The sequence below is a fragment of the Colwellia sp. MB02u-9 genome (genome assembly GCF_014077085.1).
In the GTDB taxonomy this organism is placed as follows: Bacteria; Pseudomonadota; Gammaproteobacteria; order Enterobacterales; family Alteromonadaceae; genus Cognaticolwellia.
On the sequence record NZ_JACGVF010000070.1, the window covers coordinates 116,920 to 136,026 of the forward strand.

Genomic DNA, 19,107 nt, shown 5'->3' on the forward strand with positions numbered 1-19,107 from the left:
GGCATAACTCCTTATGTTTTAGTCATCGGCTCTTGGCGCTTAGTTATGGGTTATTGATGTTGTGAAAACCATGTGATGGTTTTATCTATCGCGATATCCCGGTATTGGTCCACTTCAAAAAAAAGCTCGTGATAGGCGCCAGAGATGACTATGGGCTTACCGCCCGGGCAAGCATTGTGATTAAAATTATTGAGTGTTAGACAAAAGTTATCTTGCGCATGATTATCAACAATTTGTTCATTTTCTGCTTGCAACATTTGTATTGGTAACGACAATTTTTCGATATCGATAAATAAATTATCCGAATTTATCATGGCTTGCTCTAGCCAATTAAAAGTGACGCCACCGAGTTTTAGTACTGGCTGAGCTTGATATAGTGACTGAAAACGCTGATAACGCTTTGCTGAATGCATCAAGCGATTTTGTGCAAATGAACTTTGATTACTATCACTTTGGCCAAAAAAATACCATGGTGTATTAGACAGCCAACAGTTTATGGTTGAGCCTGTTTTGATTAATGCTTTCGCTAACCAATCTGGTGTGCCGCCACTTGATATAGCTATCATGGGAGAGCTTAAACTTAATGCTTTAACCTTATGTGGGTAAAGTTGCAGGTATCTTAATGCAATAGCGCCGCCCATTGAATGTGCTAGCATAAAAGAGCTTTGCTGATGTTGCGGGTATTTTTCAGGTAAGACCTGGTGGAGTAATCGTTGTAAATCTTGCGCATATTGGTCAAAATTTTCCACATAACCCTGTAGGCGGTTTGTGGTTAAACGCATCGAAAGTCCTTGTCCTCTATGATCAATAATAACGCTATCATAGCCTTGATTATCTAGGTCATAAGCCAACTCTTGATATTTTAGGTAACCTTCTGAACGCCCAGGTACAATAACAATATAAGGCTTTTGAGGGCGTTTAAAGTTAGTGGCATAAGCGATGCGAATATTGTCATCTGTTTTAAATGACGCTTGAGTTACTGATTGCCAAAAGTTTTCAATAGCGGCAATTTTCTCTAAGGTAAGCGCTTGCTTACTCTCTAAGCTTTTTGCGTTAGTCATTACTGAAATTCCTAAAAATAGCCAAAAGAAAATTAGCGGATAAAGTTTTTTATGATTCATTAGCGCTATTTTTACTGATATCAAAGGGTAATTCAATGGTAACCGTAAGACCATTCTCGCTATTGTTCTGCGCACTAATGTTGCCATTATGTGCAACAATAGCTTGTTTTGCTATTGCCATGCCAAGTCCCGTGCCACCTGTGGCGCGATCACGTGATTGAGCAACCCGATAAAAGGGTTCAAATAACTTAGCTAAGTCCTCAGCGGGAACACCGATGCCAGTATCAATTATCTCGATTATAAAATGGCTGCTAGTTTTGTGTAAATGTACCTTTAGCTGATCGTTTGCGTGGCTATATTTTATCGCATTAATTAAAATATTATTGATGGCACTGGATAATAAGTTTGGATCTGCTTGCATCAGTGCTGACCTTTGACAGTCAAAGGTAATGGTTATTGATTTTTCATTGGCGATATATTGTGCGTCTTCAATGCAGAGGATTAATAGCTGTTTAAGATCGACAAACATCAATTCTATTTGGCTAATGGTGTTCTCCATTCTTGATAATGATAAAACATTAGCGATCATTTCGTCGAGCCGAGCGACCTCGAGTTCACAGCGTTGTAAATGTTTGTGTAATAGTGCTTCGTTTATATTGTTTTGTTGAGCAAGCCCAAGCGCGATTTGCAATCGGGTCATGGGTGAGCGCAGTTCATGAGAAACATCGGCCATCAGTCTTTGATGAGCGCCAATGTTTTGCTCTAGCTTTTCAGCCATTAAGTTAAAACTAATCGCACAAGCGCCAATTTCATCATTGCGTTGCGCTATTAAGGGAATGCGGGCGCTAAATTCACCATCACCAAAACGTGCGGCGGCTTTTTGCATAGCTATTAGCGGCTTGGTTAACGAGCGAGTCAGTAGCCAAAGTAAAATAGAGCTGATAATAATAGGAATAGCGAAACGCGGCCACACGGGCATACGGTCTATAATGTTACCAAAGGGAGGTTTTCGGTCGCGACTAGCAAGAAATAACTGATAGGGTGTACCGGCAATATCAATCGTTAACGGCCCGGTCATACGATAGAATTGAAACTTAACTGTAGTGAGGCTCTCGATATTATTTTCGGTTAAAAACTGTTGTAAATTTTTTATTTGCCACTTATCAGCAGCGTATACGGCATGAGTTGAGATGTTTTTTAATAGTAATTCACGGCCTTCTTTTTGCGACAAAATGGCCAGCACTTGTTGTGGTGAAGAGACTCGATTCGCTTTAATTTTTTGGCTAATTCGCTCTACTCTTGTAATATCAGAGTGATGCGTTGGAATAATAAAACTCTTGTTTCTAAATTGTTCAGATACCAACCTGGTGACGCCAATGGTCAATATTACAATTAACCAAAAACAGATAAATAGTTTGGCGCCAATGGAGGAAAATTTCCCGGCAATTTTCAACATTAATTGAGTTCTCCAGTCAAGAAAATATAGCCGGCACTGCGAATAGTCTTAAGTTTGTCGCTTGGGCTAAAGGGTAATAATTTTCGTCTGATATTACTGACATGCATATCAATACTGCGGTCAAACGCACTTAATTTACGCTTTAATACCTGTTCTGATATTTCACTTTTACTGACAATTCCCCCTGGCTTTGACATTAAATGCTCAATGATCTGGTATTCAGTGCCGGTAAGTTCAATAAGTTGGTTATGGCAACTCACCTGACGGGTCGCGTGGTTAAGTTTAAGGCCGTTAACTTGCAGTGCGGTGCTTTGTGCTTTGCTATTTTTTACAATCTCTATACGGCGAAGAATGGCGTTAATACGAGCGAGTAATTCACGATGTTGGAACGGCTTGGGTAAATAGTCGTCTGCGCCAAGTTCTAAACCTAATATTCGAGAGGCATTATCACCTTTGGCAGTTAGCATTAATATTGGGGTTTTGTGGTTGCCACCCAGCGCTTTTAGCACTTCAAAACCGGTTAAGCCTGGCATCATCACATCTAATAAAATCAATGAAATTTTATCATCATAGGCTTTTTCTAATCCTGAGATACCATCATGGCAAGATATTAATTCAAAGCCTTCTGTAGCCAGATAATCAGATAATAACTCAGCAAGCTCTGTGTCATCGTCTATTAAGAGAAGTTTATGCTTTTTCATGGTTGCTCTCGTTAAGCGCTAGGGTCAAGTATTCAGTACTTATACTCAAACCATTGAAACAAGGATGTTGAGGGCGTTTGGGTATAAGCGAAACAGATTAATTATGTTGTCTAATTAGCATTATAATAACGTATAAGTTAAGCGCCAAGGGCTATCTTTACAAAACATTTACGTTGCTTTGCGTTAACTTTCGTTGCACAAATTATACTGAGGGTGAATTAATTGAGGAACAAACTTATGAACACACAAAAACTGTATTCAACAATAAAACCCCATGCGGCAGTCAGCATACTTGTGCTTGGTATTATCAGCCTTAGTAGCTTTAGCGCCAATGCTATGGGTCACGAAAACAAACATCATAGCCACCACAATAGCCATGACATGAGTCATCAACAGCATGAAGGTCGTGAACATCAGCAGGCAAAGCTAGACAAACGCTTACATCACTTAGCGAAAAAGTTAGATCTAAGTCAAGCACAACGCAGTGAAATTAAGCTGATTTTTGTCAGTATGACAGAAGATAAACAGGCTAAAAAGCGCGTTATGTCAGATTTTAAAGCGCAAGTGAAACCATCGCTGCAAGCGAGCGAATTTGATGAAAATCAGTTTGCAGCTATTTATGCCGAACATCAGCTGAACTTTCAACAAGCCGCAATGGAAAGGGCAAAAGTTCACCATGGTGTTATGCAAGTGTTAACAGCAGAGCAGCAGCAAAAGTTTTTAACTATGGGTAAACACCGTTAAGCTTTACTCTAAAAGACTAAAGGAGAATATTTTTGACATTGTGCTTTCTACTGCGCGGCCATTTTCTTTTGCAGGTAGAAAGCGCCATTTTTCCATGGCGTTACGAATAGTATGGCGAAAGTAGCTAACTCTGCTTTTAGACTCAAACTGAATGTCTTGAACTAAGCCATTTCGGTCTATACTAAACTCCACCATGATCTCTAATTCTATGCCTTTTCTTTTTGCTGAAGCCGGATATTTAGGTTCAGCTGAATTTATTAGTCGCGCGGTTACCGTACTCGTTTTAAAAGCATCATGTTCGATGACACGCTTGTTTAATTGGCTTTGACTTAAGCGTGTACTACTCAACTTATTATCTGTCTGTTGTGGGTAGTTAGTACCAAATTGGCTTGGGTTTAATGCCGTTATTTGAGTATCTCTGGATGTTATGGGCTCGTTTAACAGTGAATTAACTTGTTGCTTATACGGGTTTGCCTCTGCTCCAACATATGTAGAGTCAGTGCGTTCAAAGGCTAATGTTGAAATCGATTGTTTGCTTGCTATGTCTGGCCGTTGCTTAACTTGTGTTTCCTGTTGTAATTCTGCGTGATGTTGGGCGACATTTTTTTTATTATTGGTATTTACACGCACAAAAGGTAACTCGTTATAATAGGAGCTAGTTGAATTATCACTCAAAACGTCAAGCTTATTTTTTGCTACTATTTCATTGGTTTTTTGTTTTTTATAAATAGGTTGAGCTGAGCTTGCTACTTTTTTGGGTGCCGGTAATGCACGGGCACTTGTCTGATCGCTAGCTAATAAATGACTAGCAAGTGTGGTGTTGGCATTTGTTTGCTGAAAGGTTTCAGGGCTCGGCGTTATTGAGTTTTTATTTTGCACTGTTACAGAGTTATACATTGTTACAGGGTTATATAATGAAATACTCCCCGACTGTAGATCAATAATCGGTAAGGTTAGCGAGTATTTAGACAAGAGAAAAATAATGCTCAATAAGATGGTAAATGAAGCAAGCCATTTGCCGGTGTCGGCAGTTTTTGTGCAGTGCTGCTGCTGGTCTAATAGTCGAACAACCCGTTGTTTTAAATCACCACCAGAAGCTGCCATGGCCATATTTGGAATGGTGTGATGGCGATGTTGCTCACACAAAGAGGCGGTATCTGCCAAGGTATGCGCATAGGCCAATGAACTGCCACCGTGTTGTACGGCAACATCATCGCTACAATACTCTCTTTCGTTACGCATTTGTTTTGACACCCAATTAACTGCAGGATGAAAAAACAGTAATATTTCAACAAGCGTTTGTAAAAAATTGACCAAGTAATCATGACGTCGAATATGTGCTAATTCGTGTAGCAACAGCATATCTAACTGTTGAGGTGTTAAGCCTGACAACATACTGAATGGGATCAGCACCACAGGTTTTAACCAACCTATTGCCATAGGAACATCGGTTTTGTTAGAAAGTAATAAGGCTACTTTTTTCGACAAGCCGACTTTAACAAGCAGCACATCAAAACGCTTTTGCAGTGCAATATCAACGGCAGTACAGCCCTGCAATGGCAGTTTATTAACATTGTACAGCTCGATAATTAACTTAAGCGCAAGTGTGGTGACAACAGTAAACCAAAGCATGGCGACTAGAGGGAAATATTCTAACCATTCCATATACCAAGCGTTTGCGGCTGTTTTTTGTAGATAAAAATCTTGATCCAGTAAAGGCTGAGCATGAACAAAGTTTGTTACTTGACGAAAATCAGTATCGTAAACAAGAAAAAAAGTGATGATAGGTAAAATAAGGTTGGCTAGCATCGCCATAGAGCTTAATGCGTAGCGTAATTGAGATTTTTGATAGGATATTAGCGACAGTAAGGCTTTTAATACCACTGCAATTAGAACTCCTTGCCATAAAAAATGGATAAGAGTTATGGCTAAAGCCGCCAATGATGGACTATGTATTAAGCTTTCCTCAATCATGCCTGTTTAAGTTACCTTTTGAGTCTTAGTTAATTAAGATTGTTGTTCTAATTCATTGAGTAACTGTCTAATATCTTCAATTTCTTCTTTGCTTGTTGAATTATCTAAGGCTCGCATGACTAACTTTGATGTTGAACCACCAAAGGCTTTTAACACTAAATCTTTTAATAAAGACGATTGTGTAACCATCTCGCTATTCGAGGGCGCATAAACATGCGCTCGGTTGCTTTCGTCGCGAATAACTAAGGTCTTTTCGTGCATAATTTGTAATATCTTCAGCACAGTTGTATAACCCGTTTTTTGGCTTTGGCTAACTGTGTCATGGACTTGTCGAACTGTAGCTGGTCCGATTTTCCAAAGAATATTAAGCAGCGTTAGTTCCGCCTCTGTAGGCTTAATATTTGATTTATCTCGTAACATTGAGATTCCTTAAGGCAAATTTATCTAAAATTATACCAAGCGAACTAATTTTCTGCTTATTGTGAGAAGTAGTCAGTTTGGTATTGTTATACGAATATACTCGTATCTTATTATTGCTATCCTAGCTTGCGACGAATAAATGAGCAATAGTAATAGTTGAATTGCTCTATTTAATTATCATTAGATTCAAATCATAAGTACTGAAAATATTTATTAGCCGATCGTGTTAATTATTGCTCTTACAGTATGACGTGATCGCTGTGTAAAGTTTGTCAATATACCAACACAGGCGGGCCGCTTGCTAAAAAGCTAGCAGTGAACTCTCAATAAACTCACCACTAGCCCCTTGATGGGCAATTATTTACATTTTTTGTAATGCTTATCGCTGAGCTTTAAAGCGATGGGATAAAATTTATGCACTGGTATCCAATGTTACTAAATCTGCATAATGTTCACCCAGGCGAGTCACTGTTTCTGGCCCCGCTTGCGGGTTAAATTTCACCATATTCGGCGCAAAGGTGGTAACAACAGTAGAGCCGAGTTTAAATCGACCCATTTCAGCGCCTTTCTCTAGCGTTATTGCCCCCGCGCCCTCTGTTGGATATTGCCAGCGAAATACATCTTTACCTGCAGGAGGTGTTATCGTGCCAGCCCAAATGGTTTCAATACTCGCAACTATGGTTGCGCCGACAAGCACCATCGCCATCGGGCCATGTGCGGTATCAAACACTGTGACTACACGTTCATTACGGGCAAATAAGTTGGGTACATTATTGGCGGTTAACGGGTTTACTGAAAACAAATCACCGGGCACGTAAATCATTTCTCGTAAGGTGCCGGTAATCGGCATGTGAATACGGTGGTAATCTTTCGGCGCCAGATAAATACATGAAAATTCACCATCTTGAAAAGGTGCTGCAGTTGCTTGATCGCCACCCAGTAAGGTTTCCAAGCTGTAGTTAAAACCTTTCGCTTGAATAAGTTGCCCTTGTACAATCGGCCCTTGTTGACTAATAGCACCATCAACAGGATAACAAATAGTGTTTGGGTCTGCGATTATAGTGCGAGCGCCTGCTTCTAATTCACGGGTAAAAAAGTCATTAAAGGTGGTAAAATCAGTGGCGTTTTTTAACTTAGCTTCTGCCATATTAATGTCATAAGCTTTGATAAAATAACTGATGGCCTTAGTGGTAAGCCAGCCAGCTTCTGCCGCGGCAAATTTACCTACCAGTCGCGAAATCGCATGTTTTGGCATCAGGTGTTGTAGGGCGATTTTCAATTTATTAACTAGCACTATTTTTTCCTTATTATGGGGTTAACTGTCTTAATCATTAAAGCGTGAGGTTAGGGTATTATCACCTAAACTGGCTAATATTTTTTGGAAACTGGCTAAGCGCTCTGGGAATATCTTGCCTTCATCTTTCGCGGCAATTAGCGCACAGCCGGGATCGTTTTGGTGTTTACAGTCACGAAATTTACAGGTCCCTATGTAGGGGTCAAATTCGATAAAGCCATTACTGACCTGTATGGGTGATAAATGCCACAAGCCAAATTCTCGTATGCCGGGTGAGTCAATCAGATCGCCACCTTGTTCAAAATGATATAATCGAGCAACTGTTGTAGTGTGCTGACCCAACCCTGAATTTTCTGAGACAATTTTAGTGACGACACCTAATTCAGGCATCAAGGTATTAGTTAGCGTTGACTTACCAACGCCAGACTGACCGACAAATACACTGGTATGTTGGCTAAGTTGACACTTTAACTCGGCAATACCTTCACCGGTTTCGTTACTCATGTAAGTCACTTGGTAACCAATTTTACGGTAAATATTCAGTTGATTTTCAATTTCATCACGATTGCTATCATCGAATAAATCAATTTTATTCAATAAAATAACCGGGGTAATACCGGTTTGTTCAGCCGCGACTAGGTAACGATCAATAATGTCGGCATTAAAAGCGGGTAACACAGATGAAACAATCAGTATTTGGCTAATATTGGCCGCAATAGGTTTAACACCGTCGTAAACGTCAGGGCGACTCAGTACCGACTCACGCTCATGAACGGCTTCAATGACGCCTGAAATACTGTGTTGCGTTTCTTTGCCTTTACGCCAAAGCACTTTGTCACCACAAACCAAGGAAGCAATACTGCGTCGCATATTACAACGAAACACTTCGCCATCGCTGCCCTCTACATCAGCATGTTGGCCAAAACGACTAATGATAGTACCGGTTTCAACTGCAGCGAGTTCATCATCTTGCCATTGTACTTTTTCAGTAGATTTACGTAATTTCTTACTTTGGTTCGCTTTGATCTGTCGCGTTTGACCTTTGGTTAATTTTTTGGCTTTAGCCACAAGTTATTCTCTTTTTATGTTAACTCAGAATTTGTATTTTTGATCTCTGTTGGTAACCGATAAATAAATTTAATCGTGTTACCTTCTGCCGTATTATATACTCAAGTAGCGCTTAAATGCATGTGTAATCGTGCCTTTACAGGCGCACTCTCTGTAGTTTATCTGCTAATATATATAATTTGATCAACAGTAAATAACGTAGGAATGACAATGAACGCTAACGATAGCAATTTAATTTGGTTAGATTTAGAGATGACCGGCCTTGAACCGAGTACTGACGTTATTTTAGAAATTGCGACAATCATTACCGATAGCCAACTTAATATTTTGGCTGAAGGCCCAGTGTTTGCTATTCATCAAAGTGATGAAATATTAAATAATATGAATCCTTGGTGTATCGAGCATCATGGCCAATCAGGTTTAACCCAAAGGTGTCGAGAAAGTAGCACGAGTTTAGCGCAAGCAAGTGCTGAAACCTTGGCATTTTTTAAGCCACATGTTACACAAGGTAAATCGCCTATGTGTGGTAATAGCATTGGGCAAGATAGACGCTTTATTAATAAATACATGCCAGAATTTGAAGATTACTTTCACTATCGTAATCTTGATGTGAGCACAGTAAAAGAGTTGGCCCGTCGTTGGAAACCAGAGGTATTAGGCAAAGTGGTTAAAACGGGAGCACATTTAGCCATGGATGATATTCGTGAATCAATTGCTGAATTGAAAGTTTATCAGGAACATTTTTTTAAGCTGTAGTATCGGCATTTAGAAACTGAGTAAAGCCTATAATTAGACGCATTAGCGTCTTTTTTATGCTCAGGCCTCACTGAGATATTTTGGCCTTTGAGGCATTTTTCTAGCTTAATCTGGCTCCTACACTTCGCTCATCTTTTACAGTTATTGAAGCTCCTGTGCGTTGTTGTTAGCCATTCAGTGCTGCGCAGTATTAATCACCTTAATGATTTTTCCTATATTAGGCTAATAACTTATATGACCTTTAGCCGTTGGTTTTAAGGCGTTATTATTTAGATTTTAAAGCGTAATAAGATAAAAAACTTGAAGGTCTGACCAGTTTGCTTGACAATCATTAACGTATTTTGAAAACATTTATCTAGGATATTTATGGTTAATCGCTTTAGTCGAATCGTTAAAAAAATTAAAAAGTTTCCAAAAATCAGTCATTCATTTTTGTTAACAAAATTATTTTGCTCTCAGGTTAAATATGCCAGCACGTCAAAGGTCACTCTGGTCGATATAGAACAGCAGCAAGTTAAGTTGTCTATGGTCAATCGCAAAAGAGTACAAAATCATATTGGTGGTGTGCACGCTATTGCCGCGGCGTTATTAGCTGAATCGGCGACAGGTATCGTTTTTGGTTTGAACTTACCCGATAGCTGTCTGCCTTTATTAAAGTCGATGACGATTAACTATCAGCGCAGAATGCAGGGAGATTTAACCGCTATTGCAAGCATTTCAGATCAGCAAATTGCATTATTGACCCAAGAAAAGGGCAATATGGATATTGCGGTTACCATCACTGATGAGTCAGGCGAACAGCCAATTGAATGTATAATGACATGGGCATGGATCAGTAAAAAAACCAAAAAGTAATAAGCGCTAATCATCACAAACATTAAAAAATGCATGTGGGTCAAGGTAATACTAAGTAATCGCTGATCTCTTTCAGCGCGCTGTGGTTAGACTTTGGCGCTTATGGGATCTTAGCTCGTTACCGCTGATTTATCCCGACTTGCTCTTATTTCCTAGCTTAACGCTGAAACTGCAGCTGGCAGTGGAACGGGTATATATAGGTTAAGATAAAATGCTCTGCTGACATGATTAATCTTTGCTAATTAATCTTAAAGCCATACACTATTAATGGTATAACTAATTTTTGCTAAGTTGTTGCACCATACAGCTTGGCGTCACTGGGTTATATAGGTATATAAAAATATTATCTATTTGATTTATTAGGATATTACCCAAGCATGGATTCAACACTGCCGCTATATCGTCAGCTTAGCCGCCAATTTTTTTTATTGGCCTTGAGCTTTTCCTTACTTTTTTTGCTGGGGTTTTGGTTGTTCTTTCAATCGGAACAAGATTTAGCGCTCGTTAACTATCAACAATTGCCTGCCCTTGAACAACACCATCAACGACAATTGTTATTAATTAAAAATAATCGCTTACTCAATGATCTGCTTGATAGTAGGTCGGCGCTAAAATTTGATGAAAGTTATCAAACACTGAATGAAAACTTAAAAAATATTTCTGCGTTAAGTCAAAATAATAAGCGGTTATTAGCGCAGTTAACTCAGCGTTTAAAAATGCAGGCAGAAAATGTCACACGCTTAACTGAAAGTGCTCGACGAAACCTTCAACTTAAAGACAGTGTCATTATTCAATTGATCCTAGTCACTGATAGTTTATCTCATTTAATCGCTGAGCAAACAAGTCAGCAAAAGGATTTATATCGTCAAATCAGCCAAGACAACTTAACCAAAAGGGTAATTACCCTACGGGCGAAGGCATTAAGTAACTTAGTGAATAGCTTAAATATTAATCGTGAGTTGCATCAAGGTATCATTGATACTTTAGTGATGTTTAACCAACTTGATTTACAGTATGATTTAGTCGAATTTAATTATATTCAGCAAGAGATTCAACGCGATATAATGCGTTGGCTGGCAAATGCCAGTAATGTGATGAATGAAAATTCAAATGAAACAGGCTTAGTTGAACAAATATCAGTGCTTAATCGCTTGCTGTTTAGTGAGCAAAACACTTTTGCAAAATGGCATGGTCAATTACGCAGGGCCGTTGACTTGCAGGCTGAATTAGCAAAACAGAAAGCTGAGTTAATCCCCTTACTTGATCACACACTTGTCGTGCAACCCCTTAAACCATCGCTTATCAAACAACAGTTTTTCGCATGGTTGGTAAAAGCTAATATTGACGTGCAGCCTAAGCATTACACTTGGCTTATTACCGGTGTTTTTCTTTTACTCAGCCTGATTTTTATCAGTTTTCTTTTCAGTTTACGCAGAAAAATCAAATGCTTTGGTAAACAAAGTACCGCTGTCGTTGAAGAGTTTGTGACTACAGGTCATGTGGTAGCAAAAATACCTGGGCTTGAAGTCACAGCAATGCTTAATGCTATTAAGCAACTGTCTCAACCTTTACATCGTGAAGCCGACTTTGAACAACAGCTGCAAGAATACCAAAGGCAAATAGTATTCATGTCTCGTCATAGCGGGGTTGTTTTTTGGCAAATGCCTTTGCGGTCAGAAAAACAGCAACAACAATTGTCAGCTTTACTCGGTGTTGACGTTAACAATCAACATTGGCGACAGTGCTTTAGTCGGGCCGATGTTCGGGTTATTTTGTCTCTTGCGCGACACGCCAAAAAGCATCAGGGTGTTGAAAAAATTTCGTTAATTAGTAATCAAGAAAAAGCCCTGGCTTTAACGCTTGAATATGTTGCTGGCCTTTGGTGTGGCAGTTTATCTAATGCAGAAGAATATCAAGTGCTTAAAGATAGTAATGCACAGTTAAAACAACAACTTAAACTGCAAAATCAAGCAGGTAAGCTCGCTATTATTACCCGTAGCGACAAAGCGTTAGGCCTAGTGAATAGCCTAATGTTACAAAGACAGTTAGTGTCGATTACTCAGGGTGACGAACAATTTGCCTACCAGCAATTACGGCAATTAGCGCGCTGGAATGAACAACAAAAAACCTGTGCCCAATTACGTCTAAACGATTTTGTCTTGACCTTATCTAGGGTAACACTGGCTAATGAAATGCATACAGTTTTAGCTAATGTTAGTTTGGTTGCAGGGCAAAGTAACAACTGCATTTATTTGCACATGGCAGAGAATTTAGCCTCTTCGGTGACACTTGAAAGTGAATTATTTCAGGCCATGATAGCGACAATATGTCATAAGATGCTAACGGAGCAGCGGGGTGCGGAGCTTAATATCGCTTTGCAAGTTATCGACGTAAATAGCGGCCAACAAACTGTACAGATAAGCTTTTTGCTTAACAAGCCATCTGATGCACAGATGCTATCTCAGGTGATTAACGAGTTAGCGTTCGATGATGAAATAACGGCTGACTTTGCTCATGCTACTGAGCATTATTTACGAGATTTGCAGTTAGTTTTTAATGTCAGTAATAAAGCTAGTCAACTGTTAGAATCGGCTGGAAAATTTTCTTTTGAATTTTCGTTAACCATTGCCGAGGAGCTGAATAAAACTAGCGAACACCAACCAGTAAACTTAGCTAAGTGCGCACTTTTAGTTATTGCCACTGACAAAGTTAGCCGTGAAAGAATTTGTCATCAACTCGGCCACAGCAAAGCCATAGTGGAAACAATGCAAGATTTGTCGCTATTTCGTCGCCAAATGAGTATAAAGCACCTAATGAAGTATCGCTTGGATGTGATTATTTTATCGCCTGAAGTCTACTGTTCAGATTATGATTTGATCACCCAACACTTGGCGAGTTTGCCGGCTAAAATACAACCTAAAATATTAGTTATTCAGCCACTTAATTGCACTATATTACAAAGAACAGGATTGTTTTCAGCCAGTAACTTACCTTGGTTTACCGGTGAGTTAATCGCCAATATTATCGCGTTGTTAAGTAATAACAACAAGATTAACTTATTAGTGGAGTCAGAGGTTTTCTCACCTTATCGTTTTATACCTAGCCAAGTTGAAGTTTTACTTGGCGTGACCTCAGCCAGTAAACATCAAGTTTTGCTGAGAATATTGCATTGGCTTGGTTTACAGGTGACTGTGGTTTCTCAACAAGAACAGCTCGAACACTTATGGCAGTCAGGGCGTTACTTAGTGGCTATTGGTGAGTTTTCCAGTTTTAACCATACTGTTAATAGCACTGTTAATAATACATTAACTCCTGTTCGTGGCCTGTTTGCTTTGAGCAATAATAAAGATAAGTCAGACGATTTTTTCGATAAACTTAACTTACCAACGTCTTGGCATAGTGGCTATTTAGCCCCGACATTAGATATTCAACAATTAATTCAACAATTATCTCCTTGGTTAAAGTCAGCTGCAGGCACAGGTGAAAATCAAGCCATATTGGCCTCACCGGCAGATAAGCAAGATAATAAGTACAGTGTCATGCCAAATACTGTGCCTGACAAGAGCGATGTGACTGGTGAGCAAGTATTGAATATGGCTGATATTGAGCAGTCGTTAGACTTCTCTGTTGGCTTCGAGCAAATAAATAAACCAACAGCAGAGGCTTTGGATTTAACCCAATACGCAGAAAATCAAGGCTCTGCTGAGTTAGCCGCTTTTATGTTAGATGAATATTTAGCAGACATTAGCACCAATCTCCAAGCGTTAAGTTCTGCATTAGCGGCGCAAGACTACCGCCTCGCTTTAGCGCTTTTACAGTCGTTAACTACCTTAGCTAATGTTATTGCCGCCAGACCTTTATTGGCGCAATGTCGACAGTTAAGTCAGTTGCTTAGCCCAAAAGCGTTAAATGGCGCTTTTTCAGTACCAGAAAAAGAGCCATTGCAACGTCAGCTAAATCACCTCAAACTATGTCTATTACAGCTAACTGAATTTGCAGAAGCGATATGAGTGTTCAATACTACCAGTCAAAAGACAAAGTTAAAGATGTTGCTAGCCCTTGTGTAAGTCATTGTGGCCTCAACGAGGACGATGTTTGTTTAGGCTGCTTTCGCAATATTGATGAAATTATGACATGGCGTAAGCTTGATGTAGCGGCAAAAAAAGCGGTACTTAACCAGTGCCGACAACGTCAACAACAATATGGAAAGTAGCAGGCTAAAACAATAGCCAGTAAGGTAAATCATGCAAGATGTTGAAAAAAATACCTTAGCGCAACTTGATCAACTTAATGTTTTAGTTATCGACGATAACCTACTAGTACACAGTGTGTTAAAAGCAAGCCTATTTGCGCTTGGTATAAAGGAAGTGCGTTGTGTGCAAAATGCCTATTATGGTCTTAGGTTGTGCGATGAAATGCATTTTCATATTGTTATTTGCGCCTTTAACATTCAAAGCGACAAAGACGGTTTTCACTTATTAGAAGAATTGAAATTTAAAGGCCATGTGACTAAAACTACGGTATTAATATTCCTCAGTACAGAAACTAATGAAGCATTGGTCAACTCTATCATCGAGTTGCAACCCGATGACTTTTGGACAAAACCGTTAGCGATAAAAAAAGTCAGAACCCGCTTCATCGCGATATTAAAGGTCAAGCAAGTGCTTTTTAATATCAACAATGCGATAGACAAAAAAGCCTACGCCAAAGCACTTTATTTTGCCGATCGACACCTGCAAAATGAAAAGTTAGCCCATTATCATCCTAATATTAACCGCATTAAAGGTGAGTCATATCTTTCCTTGCTTGAGTTTGAAACAGCAGAAGCTTTTTATCGGAGATTATTTAAAACCTATAAATACTCCTGGGTTTATTTAGGCTATGCCAAGGCCTTGTTAAAGCAAGGTCGCTTGGGTGAAATTAGCGACATGGTAAACAGCTTGATTGATAAGCCAGACACACGTTTTGGTGCTCACGATATGATGGCGCAGTATTTCATCGAACAAGAACAATACCAGCAGGCCTATGAAGAAATTAAAAAAGCCATGGCACTGGCACCGAGAAATATTGAACGTAATAGAAAATCGTGGGATTTAGCCCGCTTAACTCATGATTATAAAGGACAATATGTAGCGACGCGCAACATAGCACAACAAGCGAAAAACTCAATTCATGACTCCCCCGAACTTTTACTGAATGTGATCAGAGCGGGTATTGATCTTGCTTGTGCAACTCCAGATGACAGTGCCAATGAAATATTGCGGCAAACTGATCGTTATATCAGACAATTTGAGCATGACTGCCAAGATTTAAGCCTTTTTAAACAACCATTATTAGTGGTTAAAGCTAGGTTACACAATGTCCGTAATGAACAAGTTAAAGCGATAAAATTAGTTGAAAATCATATGTCGCTTATACCCAGCACAGTAGTAGAGGATAATTTAGATCGGGTGAAAGTATTGCATGAGTTAGGTATGCGTGAAGAGGCGATAAAATTGCTTGCAGCCATCAATCATCAAATTGCCGGTAATTCGTTGAATAGCCAAGTGGTTAGGCATTACATAGCGCAAGAAAGCCAACAGCGTGAAGAGATACACTTTACTGCCAAAGAACTTAACCGCATGGCGGTTGAGCATTTTCAGAAGCATCGATTACTACCGGCGTTAAAGGCCATTCAACAAGCATTACAACTGAGTCCAAATAATGTCAAATTACTGTTTAGCCAATTAAAAATATTGATAAAAATTAAGCAAGAAGATCAGGACACACCTGAGCATCAGGTGACAGTCGAGGGTATTCTTGCTGTGCTTTCAACGCTAAATTTTGAAGGTAAAGGCCTGGCAACGCTGAACGAATTAACGCTGAAATGGCAAAAATTAAACTAGTGGCAAACGCCATGATTTTTACCAAGCTCATTAATTTCCTGATCATTTCACCTGGGTAAAACAATTCACTACTGCGTTATTAAAATAACTGCCATGGTTTTGTTGGTTTTTTCCACAAATAAATCAGACCCGCTAATTAATGAAACGGGTCTGATTTAATGCATTAGGTGCTAAGCATCGCGAGGCATACCTTTTTCAACCGAACGAATTAATCGTGCGGTTAAACGTAAATTTTGATCTTTAGTTAAAGCTTGTTGTTTAAGTTTTTGTTGTACTATTGCCCACTCAATATGTTCAGCAACCATAGGGGCTGAGTTTGCTATTTTTTCAGTTAACGCCTCAATATTAGCTATTGAGAAATCGGCATTACCCAGGGCAACGGCGATATTGCGCTGCCAACACTGAAAGCCAATACGACGAATAGGCGAGCCTTCAGTTTTACTTAAAAATCTTGCTTCGTCCCATGAAAACAAAGTTAATAAAGTGATATTGTCTAAGTTTTGTCGAGGTTTAAAATCATCTTCACTGCCAAGCTTGGCAAACTTGTTCCACGGGCAAATTAATTGGCAGTCATCGCAACCATAGACTCTATTGCCAATTAAAGGCCTAAATTCTACGGGGATGGCGTCACGTAATTCTATCGTCAGATAGGATATACAGCGTCTTGCATCGACCACATAAGGTTCAACTATGGCTTGAGTTGGGCAAATTTTGATACAGGACACACAAGTACCACAGTGATTTTCTGCCTTAGTATCATGAATTAAGGGTATATCAACCAAGAGCTCGCCGATAAAAAACCAAGAGCCCGCTTGCTTGTTAATCAGTAATGAATGTTTACCCACCCAACCTAAACCTGCTTTTTCGGCCAGAGGTCTTTCAAGTATTGGCGCAGAATCAACAAAAGGGCGATAATTAAGATTGTTACAATGGGTTTTAATTATCTCACCTAATTGTTTTAGGCGTTTGCGCATTAATTTGTGATAATCGCGACCCAAGGCATATCGGCTGATATAAGCATGATCGCGATTTTTTAAAATGCGAGCAAATTTCGCATCGGTAGGCAAATAATCCATGCGCACGCTGATAACATTCAGGGTGCCGGCAACCAATTCCTTTGCTCTGGCACGCATTAAGCCATGTCGGGCCATATAATCCATAGTGCCGTGATAGTTATTTTCTAGCCAACGGGTTAAAGCGTCCTCGTGTTCAGATAAGTCGACATCGCTAATACCCACTTGTGAAAAGCCAAGTTCTTGGCCCCAAAGCTTGATTTTTTCTGTTAAATCTTGATAGTTAAGAGCAGGTGTAGTCATGGCAGCCGAATGTTCAAACGATAAAGGTGGTATTAAAAGTGTCGAATAGTTTAACACATCATGCTTATAAGGTTAATCAACTACAACGCTATGAGGCTGACGCCGCACAAGCAGTCGGTATCAATTTATTTCAACTAATGGAACGAGCAGGCCGTGCGGTGTTCAGTCAAATACAGCAGCATTTTCCCGCCGCGACTAAGCTCCTCATTGTTTGCGGTAAAGGCAACAATGGTGGCGATGGTTATATTGTTGCCAGATTAGCCCATCAAGCCGGTCTAGCTGTCACTGTGCTGGTTAATGCTGAGCGCGAATCTATTACGGGCGATGCACAACAAGCGCTAACCTTACTTACCGTGCTGCCAGTAAAAATTGATTTTTGCCCGCAAAGTGAGGTAATGGAAACCCTTGTAGCTGGGTTTCAAGCAGGTGTTATTGTTGACTGCTTATTTGGTATTGGTTTTAGCGGGGTATTATCTTCAGCCCTTGTCGACTTGATTACCCAGATAAATAACCAGCCATGCCCACGGGTGTCGCTTGACGTGCCGTCAGGACTTAATGCTGACTTAGGGACAGTATCAAGTGTTGCGGTCAAGGCCGATTTAACGGTGACATTAATAGCCTACAAGCAAGGTTTATTGACGGGGCAAGCCGCAAACTATGTCGGTAATCTACAGCTTGAAACCCTAGGCGTAAATCGGGTGTTAGCGGCGTTAACCACAGCGGCATGTTTTCGCCAAAGTGAGAAAAACTTACCGGCTATTTTACCCAGAGCCCCTTGCAGCCATAAAGGTAATATTGGCATGTTGCTAGCGGTTGGCGGTTTTCACGCCTTTACCGGCGCTATTTGTTTGGCTGCAGAGGCAGCTTTGCGAACGGGTGCCGCACTAGTTGGTGTTTGTTGTCACGAAAAGTCACGTAACACTTTACTGACCAGACAAGCAGAGCTGATGGTAGTGGCAAATTCAGCCGAAAGCTTAAAGCGTTCAGCGCTACTAAAAAAAATAAAAGTCATCATACTTGGCCCTGGCTTAGGGCAAGAGCTTTGGTCAAAAGCGTTATTTAATTTGGTGATTAAGCGGCCTGAGCCAAAAGTAGTTGATGCTGATGCCTTAAGGTTACTTGGCAAAAGTGCATTAAAAAATACTCAATGGGTATTAACACCTCATTCCGGTGAAGCGGCGGCTTTGTTGTCATGCTCGATTGCTGAGGTTGAAGCGGACCGATTTTCAGCGGTAAAAAAAATAGCGCAACAATATGGCGGCGTATGTGTGTTAAAAGGTGCCGGTACACTGGTATCTAATGGCGATATTGTTTGGGTTAATAGTACGGGTAATTCAGGCATGGCCAGTGGTGGAATGGGTGATGTGCTCAGTGGTATTATTGGCGCACTAATCTTACAAAGTGAGGATTTATTTGTCGCTGCCCGCTTAGGTGTCTATGTTCACGGTCGTGCAGCTGATATTATTGCCCAAAAGCACGGTCAAATAGGGTTACTTGCGAGTGATCTATACCCCGAAATTCAGCGGCTAATTAATGGTAATTACGCTGCAGATAAGATACTTTAGAAGTAATAACAA

General features: G+C 40.0%; 15 protein-coding genes. 7 read left to right on the forward strand and 8 right to left on the reverse strand.

Features of this window, described 5'->3' with window-relative positions; translation table 11 throughout:
- Positions 1-50 precede the first annotated feature (50 nt).
- The 3 genes from H4J65_RS04135 to H4J65_RS04145 are packed head-to-tail and all read right to left on the reverse strand — an operon-like array spanning position 51 to position 3,218.
- On the reverse strand, positions 51-1,061 hold the full coding sequence (locus H4J65_RS04135; protein WP_182195805.1) for an alpha/beta fold hydrolase: 1,011 nt from the start codon (positions 1,059-1,061) through the stop codon (positions 51-53).
- A gap of 49 nt (positions 1,062-1,110) precedes the next feature.
- Positions 1,111-2,517 carry an ATP-binding protein gene (locus H4J65_RS04140; RefSeq protein WP_182195809.1) on the reverse strand — a complete coding sequence of 469 codons (1,407 nt, stop codon included), beginning with the start codon at positions 2,515-2,517 and terminating at the stop codon, positions 1,111-1,113.
- Positions 2,517-3,218, reverse strand: coding sequence for a response regulator transcription factor (locus tag H4J65_RS04145; protein WP_182195812.1), 702 nt, complete (start codon positions 3,216-3,218; stop codon positions 2,517-2,519). The genes H4J65_RS04140 and H4J65_RS04145 overlap by 1 nt, the downstream gene beginning before the upstream one ends.
- Positions 3,219-3,455: 237 nt before the next feature.
- Here H4J65_RS04145 and H4J65_RS04150 point away from each other — a divergent pair, with 237 nt between their 5' ends.
- Positions 3,456-3,962 (forward strand): Spy/CpxP family protein refolding chaperone, encoded by a 507-nt coding sequence (locus H4J65_RS04150; RefSeq protein ID WP_182195815.1) that lies wholly within the window; start codon positions 3,456-3,458, stop codon positions 3,960-3,962.
- 3 nt (positions 3,963-3,965) lie between these two features.
- Here H4J65_RS04150 and H4J65_RS04155 read toward each other — a convergent pair whose 3' ends face one another.
- The 4 genes from H4J65_RS04155 to rsgA form a co-directional block, all read right to left on the reverse strand.
- On the reverse strand, positions 3,966-5,846 hold the full coding sequence (locus H4J65_RS04155) for a M56 family metallopeptidase (RefSeq protein ID WP_182195819.1): 1,881 nt from the start codon (positions 5,844-5,846) through the stop codon (positions 3,966-3,968).
- Between the two features lie 123 nt (positions 5,847-5,969).
- Complete coding sequence (locus tag H4J65_RS04160) at positions 5,970-6,356, reverse strand: BlaI/MecI/CopY family transcriptional regulator (protein ID WP_182137305.1); 387 nt, start codon at positions 6,354-6,356, stop codon at positions 5,970-5,972.
- A gap of 412 nt (positions 6,357-6,768) precedes the next feature.
- Positions 6,769-7,611 (reverse strand): archaetidylserine decarboxylase, encoded by an 843-nt coding sequence (gene asd, locus H4J65_RS04165; RefSeq protein WP_182137398.1) that lies wholly within the window; start codon positions 7,609-7,611, stop codon positions 6,769-6,771.
- A gap of 69 nt (positions 7,612-7,680) precedes the next feature.
- Entirely contained in the window at positions 7,681-8,718 is a 1,038-nt protein-coding gene (rsgA, locus tag H4J65_RS04170; RefSeq protein WP_182137306.1) for a small ribosomal subunit biogenesis GTPase RsgA, read from the reverse strand.
- Between the two features lie 210 nt (positions 8,719-8,928).
- Between rsgA and orn the strand changes: the two genes are divergently transcribed.
- The 5 genes from orn to H4J65_RS04195 all read left to right on the forward strand — a co-directional run bounded on the left by orn (position 8,929) and on the right by H4J65_RS04195 (position 16,214).
- Positions 8,929-9,474: an oligoribonuclease gene (gene orn / locus H4J65_RS04175; RefSeq protein ID WP_182195824.1), complete on the forward strand. Its 546-nt coding sequence runs from the start codon at positions 8,929-8,931 to the stop codon at positions 9,472-9,474.
- A 366-nt stretch (positions 9,475-9,840) separates the two neighbouring features.
- Positions 9,841-10,329, forward strand: coding sequence for a DUF4442 domain-containing protein (locus H4J65_RS04180; protein ID WP_182195827.1), 489 nt, complete (start codon positions 9,841-9,843; stop codon positions 10,327-10,329).
- 377 nt (positions 10,330-10,706) lie between these two features.
- Positions 10,707-14,339: a hypothetical protein gene (locus tag H4J65_RS04185; protein WP_182195832.1), complete on the forward strand. Its 3,633-nt coding sequence runs from the start codon at positions 10,707-10,709 to the stop codon at positions 14,337-14,339.
- Positions 14,336-14,542, forward strand: a complete 207-nt coding sequence (locus tag H4J65_RS04190; protein ID WP_182195835.1) for a DUF1289 domain-containing protein — start codon at positions 14,336-14,338, stop codon at positions 14,540-14,542. The genes H4J65_RS04185 and H4J65_RS04190 overlap by 4 nt, the downstream gene beginning before the upstream one ends.
- 31 nt (positions 14,543-14,573) lie before the next feature.
- A complete protein-coding gene (locus H4J65_RS04195) occupies positions 14,574-16,214 on the forward strand; it encodes a response regulator (protein WP_182195838.1) in 1,641 nt (546 codons plus the stop codon).
- Positions 16,215-16,384: 170 nt separating this feature from the next.
- Here H4J65_RS04195 and queG read toward each other — a convergent pair whose 3' ends face one another.
- The gene (queG, locus tag H4J65_RS04200; protein WP_182195843.1) at positions 16,385-17,530 is read right to left on the reverse strand and encodes a tRNA epoxyqueuosine(34) reductase QueG; all 1,146 of its coding nucleotides are present in this window, start codon (positions 17,528-17,530) and stop codon (positions 16,385-16,387) included.
- 38 nt (positions 17,531-17,568) lie between these two features.
- Between queG and H4J65_RS04205 the strand changes: the two genes are divergently transcribed.
- On the forward strand, positions 17,569-19,095 hold the full coding sequence (locus tag H4J65_RS04205; protein ID WP_182195848.1) for an NAD(P)H-hydrate dehydratase: 1,527 nt from the start codon (positions 17,569-17,571) through the stop codon (positions 19,093-19,095).
- The last annotated feature ends 12 nt before the right edge of the window (positions 19,096-19,107 follow it).